The sequence below is a fragment of the Salaquimonas pukyongi genome, assembly GCF_001953055.1.
In the GTDB taxonomy this organism is placed as follows: Bacteria; Pseudomonadota; Alphaproteobacteria; order Rhizobiales; family Rhizobiaceae; genus Salaquimonas; species Salaquimonas pukyongi.
This window is the reverse complement of the sequence record NZ_CP019044.1, coordinates 3,231,496-3,251,203: the sequence shown is the minus strand read 5'-3', so window position 1 is coordinate 3,251,203 and position 19,708 is coordinate 3,231,496. Positions and strand designations below refer to the sequence as shown.

At 57.0% G+C, this 19,708-nt stretch carries 23 protein-coding genes; 7 read left to right on the top strand and 16 right to left on the bottom strand.

Going from position 1 to position 19,708, the window contains the following annotated elements; all coding sequences use genetic code 11:
* Positions 1 to 82 precede the first annotated feature (82 nt).
* Positions 83 to 2,002 carry a molecular chaperone DnaK gene (gene dnaK / locus BVL55_RS15715; RefSeq protein ID WP_075997685.1) on the bottom strand — a complete coding sequence of 640 codons (1,920 nt, stop codon included), beginning with the start codon at positions 2,000 to 2,002 and terminating at the stop codon, positions 83 to 85.
* 511 nt (positions 2,003 to 2,513) lie between these two features.
* Here dnaK and BVL55_RS15705 point away from each other — a divergent pair.
* Positions 2,514 to 3,131 (top strand): alpha-ketoglutarate-dependent dioxygenase AlkB, encoded by a 618-nt coding sequence (locus tag BVL55_RS15705; RefSeq protein ID WP_075997683.1) that lies wholly within the window; start codon positions 2,514 to 2,516, stop codon positions 3,129 to 3,131.
* Here BVL55_RS15705 and BVL55_RS15700 read toward each other — a convergent pair.
* The 8 genes from BVL55_RS15700 to hisB form a co-directional block, all read right to left on the bottom strand.
* Entirely contained in the window at positions 3,115 to 4,365 is a 1,251-nt protein-coding gene (locus BVL55_RS15700) for a glycosyltransferase family 87 protein (RefSeq protein ID WP_075997682.1), read from the bottom strand. The two genes, BVL55_RS15705 and BVL55_RS15700, sit on opposite strands and share 17 nt — an antisense overlap.
* A 90-nt stretch (positions 4,366 to 4,455) precedes the next feature.
* Entirely contained in the window at positions 4,456 to 5,457 is a 1,002-nt protein-coding gene (gene coaA, locus BVL55_RS15695; protein ID WP_083649581.1) for a type I pantothenate kinase, read from the bottom strand.
* A 56-nt stretch (positions 5,458 to 5,513) separates the two neighbouring features.
* Positions 5,514 to 5,882 carry a phosphoribosyl-ATP diphosphatase gene (locus tag BVL55_RS15690; RefSeq protein ID WP_075997681.1) on the bottom strand — a complete coding sequence of 123 codons (369 nt, stop codon included), beginning with the start codon at positions 5,880 to 5,882 and terminating at the stop codon, positions 5,514 to 5,516.
* Positions 5,883 to 5,947: 65 nt separating this feature from the next.
* Positions 5,948 to 6,730 (bottom strand): imidazole glycerol phosphate synthase subunit HisF, encoded by a 783-nt coding sequence (gene hisF / locus BVL55_RS15685; RefSeq protein WP_075997680.1) that lies wholly within the window; start codon positions 6,728 to 6,730, stop codon positions 5,948 to 5,950.
* Positions 6,727 to 7,458, bottom strand: a complete 732-nt coding sequence (gene hisA / locus BVL55_RS15680; protein WP_075998235.1) for a 1-(5-phosphoribosyl)-5-[(5-phosphoribosylamino)methylideneamino]imidazole-4-carboxamide isomerase — start codon at positions 7,456 to 7,458, stop codon at positions 6,727 to 6,729. Before hisA ends, hisF begins: the two co-directional genes overlap by 4 nt.
* Positions 7,459 to 7,466: 8 nt before the next feature.
* A complete protein-coding gene (gene hisH / locus BVL55_RS15675) occupies positions 7,467 to 8,117 on the bottom strand; it encodes an imidazole glycerol phosphate synthase subunit HisH (RefSeq protein WP_075997679.1) in 651 nt (216 codons plus the stop codon).
* Positions 8,118 to 8,121: 4 nt separating this feature from the next.
* Positions 8,122 to 8,613 carry a DUF2628 domain-containing protein gene (locus BVL55_RS15670; protein ID WP_075997678.1) on the bottom strand — a complete coding sequence of 164 codons (492 nt, stop codon included), beginning with the start codon at positions 8,611 to 8,613 and terminating at the stop codon, positions 8,122 to 8,124.
* Positions 8,614 to 8,719: 106 nt separating this feature from the next.
* Positions 8,720 to 9,328, bottom strand: a complete 609-nt coding sequence (hisB, locus tag BVL55_RS15665) for an imidazoleglycerol-phosphate dehydratase HisB (RefSeq protein ID WP_075997677.1) — start codon at positions 9,326 to 9,328, stop codon at positions 8,720 to 8,722.
* Between the two features lie 167 nt (positions 9,329 to 9,495).
* Between hisB and hslV the strand changes: the two genes are divergently transcribed.
* From hslV to BVL55_RS15645, 4 genes are all read left to right on the top strand, one after another.
* The gene (gene hslV / locus BVL55_RS15660; protein WP_075997676.1) at positions 9,496 to 10,059 is read left to right on the top strand and encodes an ATP-dependent protease subunit HslV; all 564 of its coding nucleotides are present in this window, start codon (positions 9,496 to 9,498) and stop codon (positions 10,057 to 10,059) included.
* Positions 10,060 to 10,140: 81 nt separating this feature from the next.
* Entirely contained in the window at positions 10,141 to 10,620 is a 480-nt protein-coding gene (locus tag BVL55_RS15655; RefSeq protein ID WP_244530540.1) for a GNAT family N-acetyltransferase, read from the top strand.
* A 30-nt stretch (positions 10,621 to 10,650) separates the two neighbouring features.
* The gene (gene hslU / locus BVL55_RS15650) at positions 10,651 to 11,961 is read left to right on the top strand and encodes an ATP-dependent protease ATPase subunit HslU (RefSeq protein WP_075997674.1); all 1,311 of its coding nucleotides are present in this window, start codon (positions 10,651 to 10,653) and stop codon (positions 11,959 to 11,961) included.
* A gap of 116 nt (positions 11,962 to 12,077) precedes the next feature.
* The gene (locus tag BVL55_RS15645) at positions 12,078 to 13,040 is read left to right on the top strand and encodes a DUF1402 family protein (protein WP_075998234.1); all 963 of its coding nucleotides are present in this window, start codon (positions 12,078 to 12,080) and stop codon (positions 13,038 to 13,040) included.
* 14 nt (positions 13,041 to 13,054) lie between these two features.
* Here BVL55_RS15645 and BVL55_RS15640 read toward each other — a convergent pair whose 3' ends face one another.
* The 4 genes from BVL55_RS15640 to BVL55_RS15625 form a co-directional block, all read right to left on the bottom strand.
* On the bottom strand, positions 13,055 to 13,423 hold the full coding sequence (locus tag BVL55_RS15640) for a helix-turn-helix domain-containing protein (protein ID WP_075997673.1): 369 nt from the start codon (positions 13,421 to 13,423) through the stop codon (positions 13,055 to 13,057).
* The gene (locus tag BVL55_RS15635; protein ID WP_075997672.1) at positions 13,420 to 14,013 is read right to left on the bottom strand and encodes a Smr/MutS family protein; all 594 of its coding nucleotides are present in this window, start codon (positions 14,011 to 14,013) and stop codon (positions 13,420 to 13,422) included. The genes BVL55_RS15640 and BVL55_RS15635 overlap by 4 nt, the downstream gene beginning before the upstream one ends.
* Positions 14,014 to 14,023: 10 nt before the next feature.
* A complete protein-coding gene (gene mltA, locus BVL55_RS15630; RefSeq protein ID WP_244530539.1) occupies positions 14,024 to 15,148 on the bottom strand; it encodes a murein transglycosylase A in 1,125 nt (374 codons plus the stop codon).
* A gap of 79 nt (positions 15,149 to 15,227) precedes the next feature.
* Entirely contained in the window at positions 15,228 to 15,965 is a 738-nt protein-coding gene (locus BVL55_RS15625) for a Tim44/TimA family putative adaptor protein (protein WP_075997670.1), read from the bottom strand.
* 207 nt (positions 15,966 to 16,172) lie between these two features.
* On the opposite strand from BVL55_RS15625, the gene BVL55_RS15620 reads away from it, so the two are divergent.
* Positions 16,173 to 16,712, top strand: coding sequence for an FxsA family protein (locus tag BVL55_RS15620; protein ID WP_075997669.1), 540 nt, complete (start codon positions 16,173 to 16,175; stop codon positions 16,710 to 16,712).
* A 143-nt stretch (positions 16,713 to 16,855) separates the two neighbouring features.
* Positions 16,856 to 17,380, top strand: a complete 525-nt coding sequence (secB, locus tag BVL55_RS15615; protein ID WP_075998233.1) for a protein-export chaperone SecB — start codon at positions 16,856 to 16,858, stop codon at positions 17,378 to 17,380.
* 120 nt (positions 17,381 to 17,500) lie between these two features.
* On the opposite strand, the gene dnaQ is transcribed toward secB, so the two are convergent.
* The 3 genes from dnaQ to BVL55_RS15600 are packed head-to-tail and all read right to left on the bottom strand — an operon-like array spanning position 17,501 to position 19,707.
* The gene (gene dnaQ / locus BVL55_RS15610) at positions 17,501 to 18,205 is read right to left on the bottom strand and encodes a DNA polymerase III subunit epsilon (protein ID WP_075997668.1); all 705 of its coding nucleotides are present in this window, start codon (positions 18,203 to 18,205) and stop codon (positions 17,501 to 17,503) included.
* A gap of 30 nt (positions 18,206 to 18,235) precedes the next feature.
* On the bottom strand, positions 18,236 to 18,820 hold the full coding sequence (gene coaE, locus BVL55_RS15605) for a dephospho-CoA kinase (RefSeq protein WP_075997667.1): 585 nt from the start codon (positions 18,818 to 18,820) through the stop codon (positions 18,236 to 18,238).
* Positions 18,817 to 19,707, bottom strand: coding sequence for a shikimate dehydrogenase (locus tag BVL55_RS15600; protein WP_075997666.1), 891 nt, complete (start codon positions 19,705 to 19,707; stop codon positions 18,817 to 18,819). Before BVL55_RS15600 ends, coaE begins: the two co-directional genes overlap by 4 nt.
* Between the last annotated feature and the right edge of the window lies 1 nt (position 19,708).

The window sequence follows — 19,708 nt, the reverse complement described above, 5'->3', positions numbered from 1 at the left end:
CAATCCACCCAAAACAAAAAACCCCGCACCGCTTCCGGATTAACCATCACGGAGCAGTATGCGGGGTTCATTGCGGTCAGCCTCAGGCCGACTTTTTCTCGTCCTCGTCGTCGATTTCCTCGAAATCGGCATCAACGACATCTTCGTCCTCATCCTTGGCAGAATCCGCCTTGGCGTCAGCCTCGGCAGCTTCGGCCTGGGTTGCCTCATAGATCGCCTGACCCATTTTCATGGTGGCGGCAGCCAGGGCTTCGGATTTGGTCTTCATTTCTTCGGCGTCGCCAGCTTCGATGGCTGTTTTCAGTTCGGTGATGGCCGTTTCGATTTCAGCCTTGTCATCGTCAGAAACCTTGTCGCCATGCTCGCTGAGCGACTGCTCGGCGGAGTGAACCATGGCTTCAGCCTGGTTTTTCGCCTCGACGGATTCGCGCTTGGCCTTGTCGGCGTCAGCGTTGGCTTCGGCATCCTTGACCATCTGCTCGATCTCGTCGTCCGACAGGCCGCCGGAGGCCTTGATCGAGATGGCCTGTTCCTTGCCGGTACCCTTGTCCTTGGCCGAAACATTGACGATGCCGTTGGCATCGATATCGAAGGTAACTTCGATCTGCGGTACGCCGCGCGGCGCAGGCGGGATGCCGACCAGATCGAACTGGCCGAGCAGCTTGTTGTCTGCCGCCATTTCACGCTCACCCTGGGAGACACGAATGGTCACCGCAGACTGATTGTCCTCGGCCGTCGAGAAGGTCTGCGATTTTTTGGTCGGGATCGTCGTGTTGCGGTCGATAAGGCGGGTAAAGACACCGCCAAGTGTTTCGATGCCGAGCGACAGCGGTGTCACGTCGAGCAGCAGAACGTCCTTGACATCGCCCTGCAGCACGCCAGCCTGAATGGCAGCCCCCATGGCGACCACTTCATCAGGGTTGACGCCCTTGTGGGGATCCTTGCCGAAAAACTCTTTCACAGTCTGCTGGACCTTGGGCATGCGGGTCATGCCGCCGACAAGAACGACCTCGTCGATTTCACCCGCTTTCATGCCGGCATCCTTCAGGGCATCCTGCATCGGCTTGACGGTGCGCTTTACGAGATCGTCTACCAGCGACTCGAACTTGGCACGGGTCAGCTTCATGGTCAGGTGCTTGGGGCCGGAAGCGTCTGCGGTAATGAACGGCAGGTTGATTTCGGTCTGGGTCGAGGACGACAGCTCGATCTTGGCCTTTTCGGCAGCTTCCTTGAGGCGCTGCAGGGCCATCTTGTCGTTCTTCAGATCGACGCCCTGATCCTTCTTGAACTCATCGGCAAGATAGTCGACCAGGCGCATGTCGAAGTCTTCACCGCCGAGGAATGTATCGCCATTGGTCGACTTCACCTCGAAAACGCCATCGCCGATTTCCAGAATCGACACGTCAAAGGTACCGCCGCCAAGGTCATATACGGCGATCGTCTTGCCGTCGTTCTTGTCAAGACCATATGCCAGCGCCGCAGCGGTCGGCTCGTTGATGATGCGCAGAACTTCAAGACCGGCGATCTTGCCTGCATCCTTGGTTGCCTGACGCTGGGCATCGTTGAAGTATGCGGGAACCGTGATGACCGCCTGACTGACGGTTTCGCCAAGATAGGCTTCGGCGGTTTCCTTCATTTTCTGAAGGATCATCGCGGAAACCTGGGAGGGCGAGTATTTCTCGTCATTCGCCTTGACCCAGGCATCGCCATTGTCTGCCTTGACGATCTCGTAGGGAACGAGTTTCTTGTCCTTGGTGACAGCCTTGTCTTCGTAGCGGCGCCCGATCAGACGCTTTACGGCGAACAGTGTATTTTCCGGGTTGGTAACGGCCTGGCGCTTGGCCGGCTGGCCTACAAGACGCTCGCCATCATCAGAGAAGGCAACCATGGACGGAGTTGTCCGTGCGCCTTCTGCGTTTTCAATAACCTTGGGTTCCTTGCCATCCATGACGGCGACGCAGGAGTTGGTCGTGCCAAGGTCTATGCCGATCACTTTTGCCATTTTACTCTCCTTTTAGCGAACTGCCCTAACCCGTTTGCCCCGCGTCAAATGCGCATTTTGTACCGAGCCGGCGTTTTCTGGCAGAACCTTTTGGAATCATTGGTTTTTGCCGGACAACAAGGTAACAAAACCGAGTGCCGCCTTGTTTGATCCGGTGCGTTGCGGCGTATATAGGGGCCGCATTTTACCGGCGCAAGGGTTTAGGTCATGAACTCATAAACAGGGTCGACATGGTATGAAGCGATTTTTCCCGATACATGGCGCAAGCCCGAAGGAAACCGCCCGGTTTTCAAAGGCTTGCAACAAAGTAGCCGGGGAAAATCGGTCATATCCCCTGGACGATGAAACCGCTGCGATCTGCTCCGTCAAAAGCCTTGAATGGGCAATGAGCCCGTCCTGCGGCCTTTTTCTTGCAATATCCTTGCGGTTTCAACGCCATTTCGACCCTGTTTATGAGTTCATGACCTAGCGCGGTGTAATTGAGGTAATCTCCGGCAAACAGGGCGGGAACATGCAGTTGCTTCCAAACGATGCAAAGTGGATCGAGGGACATCTGAGCACCGCGGAGCAGGAGGCTTTGCTTGGCGATATCAGACAGATCGTGGCCAAAGCACCGCTTTACACACCCACCATGCCGCGCACCGGCAAGGCGATGCGGGTACAGATGACGAATTGCGGGGCATTGGGCTGGGTCACCGACAAGCATGAAGGATATCGCTACCAGTCCTTCCACCCGGTTACCGCAAAGCCCTGGCCTGCCATGCCCCCGCGCCTGCTTTCGATGTGGCGCGAGTTGGCAGGCTACCCGCATGATCCCGAGGCCTGCCTGATCAATTACTATGGGCCGGAAGCAAAAATGGGATTGCATCAAGATCGCGACGAAGAAGATTTCAAGGCGCCCGTGCTCTCCATCTCGCTGGGGGATGCGTGCCGGTTCAGGATCGGAGGAGCCACAAGATCGGGCGGCACGGCATCGATCAGGCTGAGCAGCGGCGACATTGTATTGCTGACCGGCCGCTCCCGGCTTGCCTATCACGGCGTTGACCGGATTTATCCGGGAACTTCGGGGCTGTTGAAAGGTGGCGGGCGAATCAATCTGACCCTTAGGCGGGTTACCCGGCCGGACTGAAACCGGACCGGTGAGCCGGTACAAACAGCCTGCCCGCCAGCGGGCTTAGCAGAAACAGGCCAAACAACAAGGCCGGCGGGGAAACCGGAAACAACAGCTCGGTTATCAGGCCGGACGCTACTGGCAGGACTGCCAGAAAGTAGAGCGTTCGAAACCGAAGATCGGCGAGTATCCCGATTTCACCGGATTGTGTTGCACGTGCGCGATAGCGCAGACCAAGGCTGGCGCAAGCCACCGAAAGCACCCCGGCATCATAATTGAAGCTGTAGGGCGACACCACAAACGACATGATGAGCAAGGCGGCAAACCTGCTCAAGGAATCAGTGGATTTTACAATTGTCCAAAAGCCAAGCGCCAGGGCCGGAATGACAAACAGGGCATGAACAATCCAGGCTGGTGAGCCGTTGATGCCGAGGGTTCGCATACCGCTGAACGGCGAGAGCATCATGGTAAGATATGGCTGATCCTCGCCAAACACGGTCATGATGCGGCTTTGATGCGGCAGGGTGATTTCAACGTAGTCAAGCCAGGCCTGAACTCCCAGCACCGCACTGGAAACAGCTATGAGCGCCAGGGCCGTCACGCTGGCCGAGGCAATCGCAAGCCAATTGCGATCGAGCAGAAGAAGAAACGGGACGAGAATGCCCAGTTGCGGCTTGACGGTAAGTAGACCAAGAAAAATACCTGCAAGAACCGGTTTGCGGCTCCAGTATGCAAATCCCAGCAGCAGCAGGCCGCTGGTCAGAAAACCGTTCTGTGTATAGCGCAAATTGCAGAGGATGGCGGCAAGCATCAGCAGTGTGAAAACCGGAATTGTCCAGGGCGATTTGCCACCCGCTACGTCCGGCGCGTGTTCAAGAACGAAACGATGGGCTGCAAAGACGAAAAGCCCAAGCGTGCCAAACAGAAATACCGCCATGGCCAGATGATAGCCCATGAAATAAAGCGGCGCGCAGAACAGCAGGAAGGAAGGCGGGTAAGACCAGTTGTGCCAAGTGTAATTTTCCCCATACAGCGCAACCAGTTGGGAGAAGTAGCTGTTCTGATCGAACACCGATAGCGGATCGCCCTCGAACAGGATGTGCGCCCCTCCCCAGTAGTTCGAGAAATCGCGCAAAAAGAGCGGATTGATGCCAAGATGGCGGTATTCCAGAATGAGCGCACTGATCTCCAGGCCAATGAAGAAGGCAAGTGCGGTGAAATAGACTGCCAATGAAACGCGATTGAGCGCCACTCTATCCTGCCTTTCGGTACGGAAATCTGCCGGCAGAATCGCAAAATCGGGTTTATAGATCGATAACGTATGTTGAACGGGAAATGGCGGTTACAGCCTGCGCAGGGCGACCCGTTCAATAAGGTGATCGGGCCCCTTGCGCAGAACAAGGTCGGCACGGGGCCGGGTCGGAAGAATGTTTTCATGCAGGTTGATCGAATTGATGTTGTCCCACAGCCCTTGCGCGATGGCGTAAGCGGCGTCTTCCGACAGTTTTGAATAGCGGTGAAAAAAGGACTTCGGGTTGGTAAAAGCGGTTTCGCGCAAATCCATGAACCGCTCGACATACCAGCGTTCGATATCGCGCTCGTCAGCATCGATGTAGATGGAAAAGTCGAAAAAGTCGGAGATGAACGGAACCGAACGCCCGGCCTTCGGCAGTTCGCTGGACTGAAGGACGTTGATCCCTTCGAAAATCAGAATATCGGGCCGCTGGATGACACGATATTCGCCTTTCAGGACATCATAGGTCAGATGCGAATAAAGCGGGGCGGCAACTTCCGGTTCGCCTGCCTTGAGCGATGACAGAAATTCGAGCAAGGCGGTAGAATCATAACTTTCAGGAAATCCCTTGCGGTTCATCAACCGCCGCCTTCTGAGCGTCGAGTTCGGCAAGAGGAAGCCATCCGTGGTGACCAGTTCGACCTTCGGGTTTGACGGCCATCGGGCAAGCAGTTCCTTCAGCAGCCTGGCAACGGTTGATTTTCCAACAGCAACCGAGCCGGCAATCCCGATGATGAAGGGGGTTTTCTGCCCCCGCAGGGAAAGAAACCGGGCGCGCTGCTTGAAAAGCTGGATCGTCGATTCACAATGGGCGGAAAGCAGGCGTGACAGGGAAAGATAAATCCTGGTCACCTCATCCATCGAAACCGGGTCATTGAGCGATCGCAGGCGGTCGATTTCCTTTTCCGTCAGCGTCATCGGCGTATCGGCGCGGAATCTCGACCATTCATCGGCAGAAAACGTCAGAAACGGGCTGACCTTCTTTTCCGGCTTTCGGGGTGCCCAGAACGCATCCTGGGCCACGGTTGACCCGCGGCGGACAGCTTTCATCAACGCTGACTGACTCTGGCTGCGCCGGGCGGACTGGGCGCTAACTTTTTGGCCGTTCATTTTTTGGCCGGGGTTTTTTTGCGGGATTTTGCGGCCGGTGCCACGGGTGGCGGCCGGGACGCCTTTTCCGCCAGGCCGGACATGGCGGTACGGCGCGCCAGTTCGCCTGTTACCTCCTTCAGCGGAATGTTCGCCGCATGAAGAACCACCAGAAGATGGTACAGCACATCAGCCGCTTCCTTGGTCAATTGTGAGCGATCGCGCACGGCAGCGGCGATGGCTGCCTCCACCGCTTCCTCTCCCAGTTTCTGGGCGCATTTTTCAATGCCACATGAAATCAGCGTCGCCGTATAAGAAGAACCGTCGCTGACGGCGGCGCGCTCCGCGATGGTCTTTTCAAGGGTGTTGAGGGTGAACCGTGCCACGATTGTCCTGCCCCTTTTTTTGCTCCGCGCCCTGGCTTGTCCCGGCCATGGTGGACGGAAATTGCCTATTCCTTGTCCAGTCTTACCGGAATTCCCGCAGCCTGCATATGCTGCTTTGCTTGATCTATCGTATAGGTGCCGAAGTGAAAAATCGAGGCAGCAAGGACTGCCGCCGCGTGGCCGGCCCGGACGCCCTCCACCAGGTGATCAAGATTGCCCACACCACCTGAGGCAATGACCGGAATGCAAACCGCATCGGCCACCGAACGGGTCAACGCGATGTCGTAGCCCGCCTTGCGGCCGTCCTGATCCATGGAGGTCAGCAGGATTTCACCGGCACCGAGCGAAGCCACCCTTTGCGCAAACTCAACGGCGTCAATACCCGTCGATGTTCGCCCCCCATGGGTAAAAATCTCCCATCTGGCGTTTTCGCCATCGCCGGAAACGCGTTTTGCGTCAATGGCAACGACAATGCACTGGTCGCCAAACTTGTCGGCTGCCTCGGCAACAAACTCCGGCCGTTTGACGGCGGCGGTATTGATCGAGACCTTGTCGGCACCGGCCTGCAGAAGTTTTCTGATATCGCCGACCTCGCGCACGCCGCCGCCGACCGTCAGCGGCATGAAGCAATGCTCGGCGGTTTCGCTCACCACGTCGAAAAGGATCGAACGGTCGTCCGATGAGGCGGTGATGTCGAGAAAGGTCAATTCGTCTGCTCCTGCAGCGTCATAGGCCTTGGCCGCTTCCACCGGATCCCCGGCATCGATCAGATCGACAAAGGAAACGCCTTTCACGACACGGCCGTCCTTGACATCTAGACAGGGAATGACACGGGCCTTGAGGGTCATCGTGCCTTCCCTTTCAACAGGACCAGCGCCTCGGCCGGGTCGAGCCTGCCGTCATAGAGCGCCCGGCCGGTGATTGCGCCCTCGAGCCGCTCACAATCTGGTTCCATCATGCGTTTCACATCATCGATAGAGGCCAGTCCGCCGGAGGCAATCACCGGGATGGAAACCGCATTGGCGAGTTCGATGGTGTTTTTCCAGTTGATGCCGGTCAACACCCCGTCGCGGTCGATGTCGGTATAGATAATTGCGGCGACGCCGGCATCCTGGTATTTTTTGGCCAATTCGACGACGCCGAGTTCGCTTGCTTGCGCCCATCCCTCCACCGCTACCTTGCCGCCTTTCGCATCAATGCCGACGGCGATGTGGCCCGGAAAATGAGTGCAGGCTTCGAACACCAGGCCGGGATCGCGCACCGCGACCGTCCCCAGAATGACACGGGTCAACCCCCTGGCCAGCCAGGCCTCAATGTCTTCAAGCGTACGGATACCGCCGCCAAGCTGTACCGGATTTCCGGTTGCCTTGAGGATCGCCTCCACCGCTGCACCATTGACGCTCTCGCCGGCGAAGGCACCGTTCAAGTCCACCACATGCAACCAGTCGAAACCCTGATCCTGAAAGGCTCTTGCCTGGGCCGCCGGGTCGGTGTTGTACACGGTTGCCTGATCCATATCGCCAAGCTTCAGGCGTACGCACTCGCCGTCCTTCAGATCGATGGCGGGAAACAGGATTTTCTTTTTCACGGCTTCCACTCCAGAAAGTTGGCGATCATGGAAAGACCCAGCTTCTGGCTCTTTTCCGGGTGAAACTGCGTTCCAACCAGATTGTCGCGGCCAACGATGGCGGTGACCGGGCCACCATATCCGGTGGTAGCGATCACGTCGCCAGACCGGGCCGCTGCAATATGGTAGGAGTGGACGAAATAGGCATGCCAGCCTTCAGGGCCGGTGGGAATGCCTGCCAATAGCGGATGGTCCCGGCAAACATCGAGCGTGTTCCAGCCGATCTGGGGTATCTTCAGCTTCGGATCGGCGGGCTCCATGCGCACCACATCGCCACTGATCCAGCCGAAGCCCGGTGTAACGGCTTTCTCCATGCCCCGCTCAGCCATTAACTGGGTGCCGACACATATGCCCAGAAACGGCCTTGCCTTTTCGATCACCGCTTCATGAAGCGCCGCAACCATGCCCTCGACGCCATCAAGACCGGCGCGGCAATCGGCAAAGGCACCGACACCCGGCAGGACGACACGGTCAGCTTTTCGCACGGTTTCAGCATCATCGGTAACGAGCACATCCATGCTCAGGCCGCGATCGCGCACCGCACGTTCGAACGCCTTGGCAGCGGAATGAAGGTTTCCGGACCCATAGTCGATAATGGCTGTCTTCATGCCCTCAATCTTCTGCAAACAGTCCGAATTCCGGCCGGTCCGTTGCGCTGGCCGGCCGCCAGTTGGCAGAAGCCGGTGGCACAGGGGTCTCACTCGTACGAGCCGGAGATGCAGCTTGTGGTGTTGTTTCCATCCGCTCAAGCCAGCGCGCTGCGGCGGCATCCTCGTTTGCGGCTTCAACCAGTCCCGCCAACTGCCAGCCCTGATATTCGAGCTTGCCGGCGATCATGTTCGGCCCTTCCAGATAGACATAAAGACCTGGCAAAAAGGTCAGCGCAGCACCAAGGATGGCAAGGTTTGTGGTACCCAGCGTGCTCAGAAAAAAGGCAACCAGAAGATAGACGGCAAGCCAGAACCAAAGGCGGTGCCAGAGCAGCCATATAAAGGGAAAGATGAGGGCCAGCACTGATACGCGATCGGCCACATAACGGGCATTGGCGGCGGAATTGCCGACCTTACTGCCTGCAGGTGGAATGTAGACTTCGTAGACGGCCATGCCGAACAACCTGAACCGGATATCCTCAGCGGCCTGTTTAGAGCCTGTCCGGCACAAAGAAAAGCCGTTTGGTACGAGATGTGGCCAGATGTTACGGGCTGACTGCCTATACGGTGAGTGTGCCCTTTGTGGAGGGGACTGCCCCCTTCTGGCGCGGATCGGCCTCGATTGCCACGCGCAACGCACGCGCCACCGCCTTGAAACAGGTTTCGGCAATATGGTGGTTGTTGTCGCCATAGTGATTGGCGACGTGCAGGGTGATGCCTGCATTCTGGGCCAGCGCCTGGAAGAATTCGCGAACCAGTTCGGTATCGAAACTACCGATCTTCGGCCTGGAAAAGGCCACCTGCCAGACAAGATAGGGCCGGCCGGAAACGTCCAGCGCGGCACGTGTCAGCGTCTCGTCCATGGCAAGATCGATGGAGGCGTAGCGGTTGATGCCCTTGCGCTCGCCAAGCGCCCTGGCAATGGCCTGTCCCAGGACAATCCCTGTGTCTTCCACCGTGTGGTGGTCATCGATGTGCAAATCGCCAGCAGCGCGGATTTTCATGTCAATTAGCGAATGGCGCGAAAGCTGCTCCAGCATGTGGTCGAAAAATCCGACGCCGGTCTCAATGTCGTATTTTCCGGTTCCGTCGAGATTGATCTCGACCTTGATGTCGGTCTCATTGGTCTTGCGCGCAAGCTTGGCGCTTCGTTTCGCCGGATTTGGCATGGCGGATTCCGTCCGTGCTGAAGAATTTGCACCAGATGATTTACACCAGATGATTTACAGGGCGGCTATACCATCGCAATCTTACGAAAGCCATAACGGGGAGCTTCGATCATCAGGTTGCAACCCCAACCAAAACACATACATAAGGGCGACACCGGAGAGAAAGCATGATCGAAAACCACCGCCCCGAAACCATTTACGGCACCACCATCGTCACCGTCAGAAAGGGCGGCAAGGTGGTGATCGCCGGTGACGGACAGGTTAGTCTCGGCAACACCGTCATCAAGGGTAATGCCCGCAAGGTTCGCAGGATCGGCAAGGACGGACAGGTGCTGACCGGATTTGCCGGAGCAACCGCCGATGCCTTCACCCTGCTCGACAGGCTTGAAAAAAAGCTAGAGCAATATCCGGACCAGCTGATGCGGGCCTGTGTGGAACTTGCCAAGGACTGGCGTACGGACAAGTATCTGCGCAATCTGGAAGCCATGATGCTGGTCGCCGACAGGGACACTACCCTTTGCGTTACCGGCAATGGCGATGTGCTGGAGCCCGAAGGCGGTATCATGGCAATCGGTTCCGGCGGAAATTATGCGCTTGCCGCCGCCCGTGCACTCTCCGATTCAAAACTTGAAGCAGAAGCCATTGCCCGCAAGGCAATGGAGATCGCCGCCAGCATCTGCATCTACACCAACGACAATCTGGTCGTTGAAAGCATGGACGCGGCGAGCTGACCGATGGTCCCGGCAAAGCGAGCTGTAAGCATTCACTTCCGCCCGGTAACAGAGGCGGACCATGACCTGCTTTCCTCCTGGATGCGCCAGGACCATTGGCGCGAATGGTGGGGTGATCCCGATATCGAGCTTCAATACATCCGGGATATGGTCGAAGGCCGCGACAGTACACGGCCATACATATTTTCTGTCGATGGCACTGACACCGGTTACATTCAATACTGGTTCATCGGCGACAGTCAGTGCGAGCCATGGAAAACACAGGAGCCCTGGGTGATGTCATTGGAAGCGAATACCATCGGCATCGACCTTTCCATAGGCAGTGAGCGTGATCTTTCCAAAGGCATCGGCAGCCTCGTGCTTTCCACATTTGCAGAGCAACTTGTGCAGCAGGGGCATACACGCATCATCATCGATCCCGACCCGGGAAACAGGCGTGCGATCCGAGCTTATGAAAAGGCCGGATTTGAACCCATTCCCGGTCTGGCAGACAGCTTCCCAAGTGTGCACCTTATGGAATACCGGATCGATGGAAGCCATGGCACATGCCAAGCATTTTGAACCACTCCGCAATTTTTGACAGGTAGATTTATGACCAATTTTTCCCCGCGCGAGATTGTCTCCGAACTCGACCGGCACATCATCGGCCAGAAAGATGCAAAGCGTGCGGTTGCCATTGCGCTTCGCAACCGCTGGCGGCGCCAGCAGCTTGAAGGTGCCTTGCGCGAAGAGGTATTGCCCAAGAACATTCTGATGATCGGGCCGACGGGCGTTGGCAAGACGGAGATATCGCGGCGGCTTGCCAGGCTTGCGAATGCGCCCTTCATCAAGGTGGAGGCAACCAAGTTTACCGAGGTCGGCTATGTGGGGCGGGACGTTGAACAGATCATCCGGGATCTGATCGAGGTCGGCATTCAGCTTATCAAGGAGCAGAAGCGCGAAGAGGTGAAGGCACGGGCGCATCTTGCCGCCGAGGAACGGGTACTGGACGCGCTGGTCGGTTCGAATGCCAGTCCGGCCACCCGCGATTCCTTTCGCAAGAAACTGCGTGACGGTGAGCTTGACGACAAGGAGATCGAGATCGATGTGGCGGACACATCCAATCCGCTCGGCCCGGGAATGGATATTCCAGGCATGCCCGGCGGGCAGATCGGCGTTCTCAACCTCAATGACCTGATGGGAAAAGCCTTCGGCGGACGCACCAAGAAACGGAAAACAACGGTAGCCGAATCCTATGAAATCCTGGTTGAAGAGGAATCCGACAAGATGCTCGACCAGGAGCAGGTCGCCAGTGAAGCGGTTCAGATGGTGGAAAACAACGGGATCGTGTTCCTCGACGAAATCGACAAGATCGCTGTCGGCGAAAGCCGGGTTTCCGGCGGCGTTTCACGCGAAGGGGTGCAACGCGACCTACTGCCGCTGGTGGAGGGAACGACGGTGGCGACCAAATATGGTGCGGTGAAAACCGACCACATTCTCTTCATCGCCTCGGGAGCCTTTCACGTGGCAAAGCCCTCCGATCTGTTGCCCGAACTGCAGGGGCGATTGCCCATCCGCGTTGAATTGAGGGCACTCAACAAGGATGATTTCAAACGCATTCTGGTCGAGCCGGAAGCAAGCCTGATCAAGCAGTATATAGCGCTGATGGGCACTGAAGAGGTGGAACTTGAATTCACGGAGGATGCGATTGATGCCCTCGCGGAAATCGCCGTCGATCTCAACGCGTCGATAGAAAACATCGGGGCAAGACGGCTGCAAACCGTGATGGAGCGTGTTCTCGACGACATCTCCTTCAACGCACCGGAAAAAAGCGGCGACAGCTACAAGGTCGACGCCAAATATGTGAAAGACCAGTTGAAGGATATCGCAGGCGATACCGATCTGAGCAGGTATATTCTTTGAGCCGGAAACGCTGGCTGGCACCGCCGATTTCCGGCGCGGGCCGTTATGGAGCCTCGACTCCGGCGCTTGATGCTTGCTAAGGCTTGTTTTCGATACGCTTTTTGGACCCCTTGCCAATGTTTCGTTTGGGCATTTCGCCGTTTCTTGCTGTATTTCTTGCGGTGTTCGTCCTGTGGCAGGGCCCGGCCGTGGCGGCTGCCGTTCCCGCGCCACCTGGAAACCGGAATGTTGTGCAACCGCCCATTCCCAGCGGTTCGATTTCGCGTACCCGGGCCACCAAAGGCAGTTTTGAGGAAAAATACCGCAAGATTCGCGATCTGATCGCATCCGACCGGAAATTGCGCAGGCAGATCGAGAAATCCGCTGCCAGGTTCGGTATCGATCCGATTCACATCGTCGGCGCGCTGGTCGGCGAGCACACCTACAATGTCGATGCGCTCGACTATTTTCAAACCTATTTCGTCAAGGCGGCGTCCTATCTGAAATCTGCCATTCAGTTCCAGTTCGAGGGTGAAGCCGTCAGCGATTTCGTCCAGCGCCCGCAATTTTCCCGCTGTTCGGGCATTACCGGCAGTTATGAACTGTGGAACTGCCGCGAGGAAGTATGGCAGACCGAATTTGCCGGAAAAACCATTGGCGGCACCCGGTTTCCAAACGACCGCTTCAGCAAAGTGTTTTTTCAGCCGCTTTATGCCGGCCAGACTTTCGGGCTGGGCCAGCTCAATCCCCTGACAGCCTTGCGGGCAACCGATATGGTGGCTGAGGTAACCAGGCGGAAGAAACTCAACCCCGACAATGCGCCGGAGGTTTATGCGGCGATCATGGCGCCTGATTCGACACTCGACTATATGGCCGCGGTTCTGAAAATCGCGATCGACGCCTATCGCGATCATGCGGGCGTCGATATTTCCGGAAACCCCGGTTTGACGGCAACGCTATATAATCTCGGCGATGTGGTGGACCGGGCAAGAACGCTGGCGGAAAAACGAAAAACCGACCCTTCCGTCATGCCGGAAGAGAACTATTACGGCTGGCTCGTCAATGACAAGCTCAACGAACTGCTTCCGCTGGTCCAGTAGGTTGTATCGGCAGGTTACTTGCCGCGGCTGGCCCTTGAGCGGACTTCATGGATGATTGCCAGAATATCCTTCTGGCCGAGTTCCCCGATGCAGGCAGCCAGAAGATTTGCCAGTTCCGTCGCTTCGGGCGACAGGCCGGCAGTATCGACCATGACGCGCGGATGGGAGGTGCGGGCCAGCGTCTGCAGTTCTTCTGCATCGTCCCAGATGATGTTGAAATAGGTGATGATGCGCTGGACGAACTGCCAGCTCGGCGCGCCCCGGTAGCCCTTTTCAAGCGCGGAAAGATAGGCCGCCGAAACGCCCAGATCTGCCGCCATCTGCTTTTGGGTAATGCTGCGTTCTGCACGCAGCTCTCGGACCCTTCTGCCGAACGGCGTCATGATCCGTTCCTTCCCCGGTTCTGGTTTCGCCGCAGGCGGACATAAAGCGCGCCTTCCCCGCCATGGGAAACATGGGCTTCGCGAAAGGCCGAGACATAGGCAGCACATTGCGGTTCGCGCAGCCAGTGGGGAACCATCTGGCGCAGGATGCCGCCGCTCAACCGGCCCTTTCCGGTAATGACCATCACCATGCGTTTTCCCTCACCATGGCATTGGTGCAAAAAGAAAATCAGCCGGTGGTGCGCCTGTGACTGGGTCATGCCATGCAAATCAATGCGGGCTTCGATCGCAAGCCTGCCCTTAAGAACCTTGCGCGCGGTGCGATCATCAATTCCGGTGCCGGAGGGGGCGGGCCGGGATTGAAGTGGCGTATAGGATGGTGCCGAAACGGCCCTTGGCGATGGTGTTCCTTCCACATCCGGTTTTTTGCTAGCGGTTAAATCCGGCGGCAGATCGCCAGCGGCGGATGGGCCGGCCGGCCTGTTGCGGTTTGGTGTAACGGTTTTTGCCACCTGGTGCCAAAGTGCCGCTTCAGCTTCGCTGAGACTGCGGCGGGCAGGCCTTGTTTCGCTGTTACCGGTTTTTTTCATGCTTTCGGTGTTAACCCGAGGCAGCCTTTGGCAGCAATATGGTAAAGCGGCCCGGATGCTTGATGGAACCGGCTGTTTTACCTGCGCGGGCACCTGATCCGATGAACAAATCACCCCGGGCCGGGCCGACGATGGCTGAGCCCGTGTCCTGGGCGATCATCAGGGACGAGAACGGTTCAGTGTCGCCTGGAAGCGGTTTTCGCGTTTCCACGAAGACCGGCGTTCCGAAGGTATGCAGGCGATGATCGACCGCAAGGCTCCGCATCGGCGTCAGCGGAACGCCCGCAGCAGCAACCGGACCCAGATCGGGTTTTGGATGATCGATCGTCTTGAAAAAGATATAGGACCGGTTTTTCTGCATCAGCGCAGTTGCCTGATCGGGATGTGTTTCCAGCCAGGCCCGTATCTTCTGCATGCTGATGCTTTCAGCATCCAGTTCACCGCGCTCAACCAACAGCCTGCCGATGGCGGTGAAGGGATGGCCGGTTTTGCCGTCATAGGAAATGCGCACAATGGACTCCTCGCGGGAGCCATCTTGCAGGCGCAGTTTTGCCGACCCCTGAATCTGCACGAAGAAGAGCTCGATGCGGCTTTTGCACCAGTACATTTCAAGGCCCGCGCCGTTCAATGCGCCGTTTTCGATGGCAGCCCTGTCGTAATATTCTCCCAGGCCGGCAGGTGTTTGGCGGGCAAAAAAGAAATCATCAGGCAGGCCGGAAGGGCGCGTGGTATCGTCGATCTCAACAAGATCCGGCGGACGCTTCAGGATCGGCACGGGGAATTGCGTGCTATACTCACCGGAAACCTCGATTTCCGGTTCGAAGTAACCGGTTACAAATCCGTCAAAGTCATGGCCAGAAGCATTATCCAGCCTCAAGCGGTGGGCCGCAAACCAGGTTTCAAAAAATGCCCGGCAGGCATCACCGCCCGGCAGTTCGTCATTGCTCAGTGACAAAGCGCGGGCAGCAGCTGCGGCCAGCAGGGCCGATTCGGCACCGAACCGTTTTGTCGTATAGGGTCGCTTCGCCATTCTCTCGGCGGAAACCCGGAACGCCGCCATGGCAGCTGAATGATCATCATTCTGCCAGGCGGGAATATCTGAAAATGCTACCGGCTCGAAAACGGGATCCGTCACCACAATTGGTCACCTGCCACCGGATATGCCGGCGCTGATGACTTTTTCCCGTTTTGAAGGTTTGACGTCAGTCACAAGCCTAGAATTCAGATTCGGTCGCCACCAGCTTCCAGTTCGGATCGCCGGAGCGCACATCGCGCGCAAAGGTCCAGATGTCGCGGACTTCAGCAACCTGATCGGTATCGCCGTCAATGACATTGCCATCCTTGTCGAGGGTGGCCGAGATAATCTGGCTGGTGAACGAAACCGTCACCTGGGCATCGTTGTTCACGACCCCGGCTGACTTGATTGCAGCCTCCTCAATGCCCACGAAAGTGGAACGCACCTGCTCACCGCGGCTTTCGCGATCGGAAATAGCTTCGGCAAACCCGTCATACACCTCACGGGACAAAAGCCCCTTCAGGGTTTTGCGATCACCATCGGCAAATGCCGACACGATCATTTCATAAGCCATCCGGGCACCCGACAAAAAGCCCTGCGGATCGAAGCCGGAATCGTATTGGAGAATCTCCTTCAAACCCTTGTTAAGCTTGGTGCCCGGTTTTGCATAAGCGTCGATGGCTGCCGCACCGCCGCTTTCAACAGCTGATCCGTCCTTCATTGCAGGATGGGGAACAACCTTGCCGTCGCCCGAGTCGGCATCGTCCGCCTTGTCCCGAACCGGCTTGGCACTTTTGGTGCGGCGGTCGATTTCGTAAGGTTCGAACGGCGGCCGTTCATTGCCGGTGCGCTGGCCCAACACTGAACGCAGACGCAATAGCACAAACACCGCGATGACGATGGTAATGATGGTGGTTGTGTCGAAAAAATCGGACATGTGCGTTTGCTTTCCCGTCCTGTGAGCCATCGGGCTTGTTCTGATATAAGCCCTGTGGTGGAAGATTCAAAGCAGTGAGTGAAATTGGGCCGCTTCAAGCCCATATAACAGCAAGCCTGTTAGCAACACCTGCCACGGTTTGAACCATTAGTCCGGATTTGCCCTTTTTCAAGGGCAGTAATTCGTCAAAATCCCCGGAGCCTTTCCATGCCATTTTCCCTGATTCCGTTTTTGCTGCTTGCCATACCTGCTGCCGAGATCGCCGTGTTTATCCTGGTGGGCGGGCAGATAGGTGTGCTTTGGACCTTCGCGGCAATATTGGCAACCGCCATTCTCGGTTCCATCCTGCTGCGGGTTCAGGGCTTCCAGATAGTAAACCGTTTACGGGAAGAAACCAATGCCGGGCGAGTGCCGGGCCGCGAATTGGGCCACGGCGCCATGATCCTTGTGGCAGGTGTCTTGCTGCTGACGCCGGGCTTCGTTACCGATTCGCTGGGTTTTCTGCTCTTTTTTCCGCCTTTTCGCGATCTGATCTGGAGCTGGGCGGCAACCCGCATCCGCTTTACCGGGTCAATGGACGGATTTGCCGGCCAATTCGGCAAAACAGGCCAAAATGGGAGCCGCAACGGCCGCGATAATGTGTATGACCTTGATCCTGAGGATTATGAATCCCACGATCGCCAAAATGACGGAGCGGTCGAGGATGGAAGCGGCGAGGAAAAAACCTCTCCCTGGCGCAAACCTTAGGTCATGAACTCATATGGGTTTCGACTGCCGCGCCTTGTTTCCATCCAGAGGACGTGATAGCGCACAGGTCGATTTTGACCAACAGGCTTCTGCGGCCGGTGGGTGGCCGCAAACAAGCAGAAACCAACATACCGGGGGCCGCAATGGCGAAGAAGGAAACGAGCAAGAAGAACACCGAAAACGGCAATGGTGAAGCTGCTGTTCAGGGTAATGGCGAAGCACCTTCGCTCAGTGTGCTGACACAGTATATCAAGGACTTCTCCTTCGAAAATCCGAACTCGCCCAATTCCCTGCTGCCAAAGGAAAAGCAGCCTGAAATCAACATCAATATCAACGTCAACGCCAATCCCATGTCGGAAACCGATTTCGAGGTGGTGCTCCATCTGGAAGCAAAGGCCGGACAGGGCAAGGACATGGTGTTTAACGTTGACCTTTCCTATGCCGGAATTTTCCGTCTTGTGAACATTCCCGATGAAGCAAAGCACCCGGCCATTCTGATCGAATGCCCGCGGCTTCTTTTTCCCTTTGCACGCCAGATCGTCTCGGATGCCACCCGCAATGGCGGCTTTCCGCCGCTTATGATCGATCCGGTGGATTTTGCCCGTCTTTATCAGGCGCGCATGGCCCAGGCGCAAGAAACCGGTGAAACTCCCGAAGCGAAGGCCTAGAGCGTGTCTTGATTAGCTGGAAGCAGTTTGAATGGATGGATTTTTCGCCTTGCCAGAGCGAAATCCGTCTCGCGCCGCGTCCGAAACCTAAAAGTCGATACAGCCTAAGGCCGTCCAGCTTTACGAATACCGGTTCCAGATCGCATCTTCGCCGAGGGTTTCGACGAATTTGCGGTGCGCTGACCGGTCTTTTTCCGTCAAACGCGGCGCCAGCGGTGCCGGACGTTTCAAGTCGGCGAGGGTCAAGTCTTCGGCAGGGCCGGTATCTTCAGACTGGTCTTCTGATTCAACCGTCAGTTCAAGGCTGACCTGCCGGCCCCCCAGTAATTCGATATAGACTTCTGCCAGAAGCTGGGCGTCAAGCAAAGCGCCGTGCAGGGTGCGGTGCCGATTATCGATACCATAGCGCTCACACAGGCGGTCGAGTGAATTTTGTGCCATGGGATGCTTGCGCCGGGCGATGTCCAGGGTGTCAACCACGCGGTCGGGCGCAATCGGGGGATGATCCAGCCGGGCCAGTTCGTAATTGAGAAACTTGATATCGAAGGGCGCATTGTGGGCAACCAGGTTTGCCCCTTCAATAAATTCCAGAAATTCGCCGGCAATTTCAGCAAAGGTCGGCTCGCCGGCGAGTTGCCCATCGGATATGCCGTGCACTGCAAAGGCACCCGGATCCACCTTTCGGCCATCCGGGTTTACATATTTGTGAAACGTACGGCCGGATGGCATGCGGTTGACGAATTCGACCGCACCGATTTCGATGATCCGTTCACCGTCTTCCGGTTTCAGACCGGTTGTCTCGGTATCGAAGATGATCTCGCGCATCGGTCCTGCCCTGGTTTCAATCCGGCTGATTCAGCGGCCAACAAGCTGCTTGATGATGGCGGCTACCTGTCGTCTTGCCGCATCAAGGCCCTGGCCGGTATCGATGATGAAGTCGGCCCGTTTTCTCTTTTCGGCGTCGGGAACCTGTTTTTCAAGGATCGCCTGGAACTTATCCTCGGTCATTTCCGGGCGGGCGAGTACCCTGGCACGTTGTATTTCCTCAGACGCGGTGACCACCACCACATGATCGCAGTATTTTTCACCGCCGGTTTCATACAAAAGCGGAATGTCCAGTACAGCCAGTTTGGCACCGCTTGCGGCAGCTTCCTGCAGGAAACGGTCGCGCATTTGAGCGACGAGCGGATGAATGATCGCTTCAAGGCGTTTCATTTCTTCCCGATTGCCGATCACTTTCTTGCCCAGGCTGGCGCGATCAACCACGCCGTTGTTGACGGTGCCGGGAAAGGCGGTTTCAATCAGCGCCGCGGCGCTGCCGGCATACAGTTCATGCACGGCCGCATCGGCATCGTGCACGGGAATACCCGCGTCGCGGAACATCTGCGCCGTGGTGGTCTTGCCCATGCCGATGGAACCGGTGAGACCCAAAATTATCACCCGGTATCTCCCGGCAGGTCGCTAATGACGAGATCACGCAGTTTTTCAGATACCTTCGGCCGCACGCCGAACCATTTTTCAAAACCGGGCACGGCCTGGTGCAAGAGCATTCCCAATCCATCTGCGGTGGTGAGGCCGGTTTTTTCCGCCGCTTCAAGCAATGGGGTTTCAAGCGGTGTATAGACAATATCACAGACCACTGCATGGCCCGGCAGATAGGGGATGATGTTGATGACGTCCTCGCTCATCGGCGGCTGGCCGCGCATGCCCATGCTGGAGGTGTTAACCACCAGATCGACGGATTCGGCAAGTCCAGCGACATCGCCCAGCGGCAGCGCAGTCAGATTGCCGTCAAAGTCATTGGCGAGAGTTGCAGCTTTGGAGATGGTACGGTTGGCGATGTGTACCGATTTAACACCCCGTTGAAGCAAGCCGTAGATTACGCCTCGCGCTGCGCCACCGGCTCCCACAACCAGGACTGAAGCACCGCCGGAATCGGCCCGGTCCCAGCCTGGTGCCTGTTCATCCAGATTGGCAACAAACCCGATCCAGTCGGTATTCGTCGCCCTCAAGGTTCCTGCTTCCATCCAGACAGTATTGGCTGCGCCGATTGCCTTTGCTGCATCGTCAGCTGCATCAGCCAGTTTCAGCGCATCCTCCTTGTGGGGAAGCGTTATGTTGCCGCCGACAAATTCACCTTGCCGGATACGGTCAAAGAAAGCGGCAAGGGTTCCCGGTTCCACCGGTACTTTCTCATAGCTTCCGGCAAGATGGTGTTCTGCAAGCCAATAGCGATGCACCAGAGGAGATCGAGAATGCTGAACCGGCCAGCCGCAGACAAAGGCTGCAGGAGAGATATTTTCCGATTTTTCGGGGGAAGCCGGCATC

What these genes read in the sequence shown, in the direction of transcription:
- BVL55_RS15600 (WP_075997666.1), bottom strand. Translation starts at nt 19,707, where the DNA reads ATGCCGGCTTCCCCCGAAAAATCGGAAAATATCTCTCCTGCAGCCTTT.
- hisF (WP_075997680.1), bottom strand. Translation starts at nt 6,730, where the DNA reads ATGACCCTCAAGGCCCGTGTCATTCCCTGTCTAGATGTCAAGGACGGC.
- BVL55_RS15705 (WP_075997683.1), top strand. Translation starts at nt 2,514, where the DNA reads ATGCAGTTGCTTCCAAACGATGCAAAGTGGATCGAGGGACATCTGAGC.
- BVL55_RS15655 (WP_244530540.1), top strand. Translation starts at nt 10,141, where the DNA reads ATGCGCCAGGACCATTGGCGCGAATGGTGGGGTGATCCCGATATCGAG.
- secB (WP_075998233.1), top strand. Translation starts at nt 16,856, where the DNA reads ATGGCGAAGAAGGAAACGAGCAAGAAGAACACCGAAAACGGCAATGGT.
- hslU (WP_075997674.1), top strand. Translation starts at nt 10,651, where the DNA reads ATGACCAATTTTTCCCCGCGCGAGATTGTCTCCGAACTCGACCGGCAC.
- BVL55_RS15670 (WP_075997678.1), bottom strand. Translation starts at nt 8,613, where the DNA reads ATGGCCGTCTACGAAGTCTACATTCCACCTGCAGGCAGTAAGGTCGGC.
- dnaQ (WP_075997668.1), bottom strand. Translation starts at nt 18,205, where the DNA reads ATGCGCGAGATCATCTTCGATACCGAGACAACCGGTCTGAAACCGGAA.
- BVL55_RS15645 (WP_075998234.1), top strand. Translation starts at nt 12,078, where the DNA reads ATGTTTCGTTTGGGCATTTCGCCGTTTCTTGCTGTATTTCTTGCGGTG.
- hslV (WP_075997676.1), top strand. Translation starts at nt 9,496, where the DNA reads ATGATCGAAAACCACCGCCCCGAAACCATTTACGGCACCACCATCGTC.
- BVL55_RS15625 (WP_075997670.1), bottom strand. Translation starts at nt 15,965, where the DNA reads ATGTCCGATTTTTTCGACACAACCACCATCATTACCATCGTCATCGCG.
- dnaK (WP_075997685.1), bottom strand. Translation starts at nt 2,002, where the DNA reads ATGGCAAAAGTGATCGGCATAGACCTTGGCACGACCAACTCCTGCGTC.
- hisH (WP_075997679.1), bottom strand. Translation starts at nt 8,117, where the DNA reads ATGAAGACAGCCATTATCGACTATGGGTCCGGAAACCTTCATTCCGCT.
- BVL55_RS15635 (WP_075997672.1), bottom strand. Translation starts at nt 14,013, where the DNA reads ATGAAAAAAACCGGTAACAGCGAAACAAGGCCTGCCCGCCGCAGTCTC.
- hisB (WP_075997677.1), bottom strand. Translation starts at nt 9,328, where the DNA reads ATGCCAAATCCGGCGAAACGAAGCGCCAAGCTTGCGCGCAAGACCAAT.
- BVL55_RS15640 (WP_075997673.1), bottom strand. Translation starts at nt 13,423, where the DNA reads ATGACGCCGTTCGGCAGAAGGGTCCGAGAGCTGCGTGCAGAACGCAGC.
- coaA (WP_083649581.1), bottom strand. Translation starts at nt 5,457, where the DNA reads ATGAAAGCTGTCCGCCGCGGGTCAACCGTGGCCCAGGATGCGTTCTGG.
- BVL55_RS15620 (WP_075997669.1), top strand. Translation starts at nt 16,173, where the DNA reads ATGCCATTTTCCCTGATTCCGTTTTTGCTGCTTGCCATACCTGCTGCC.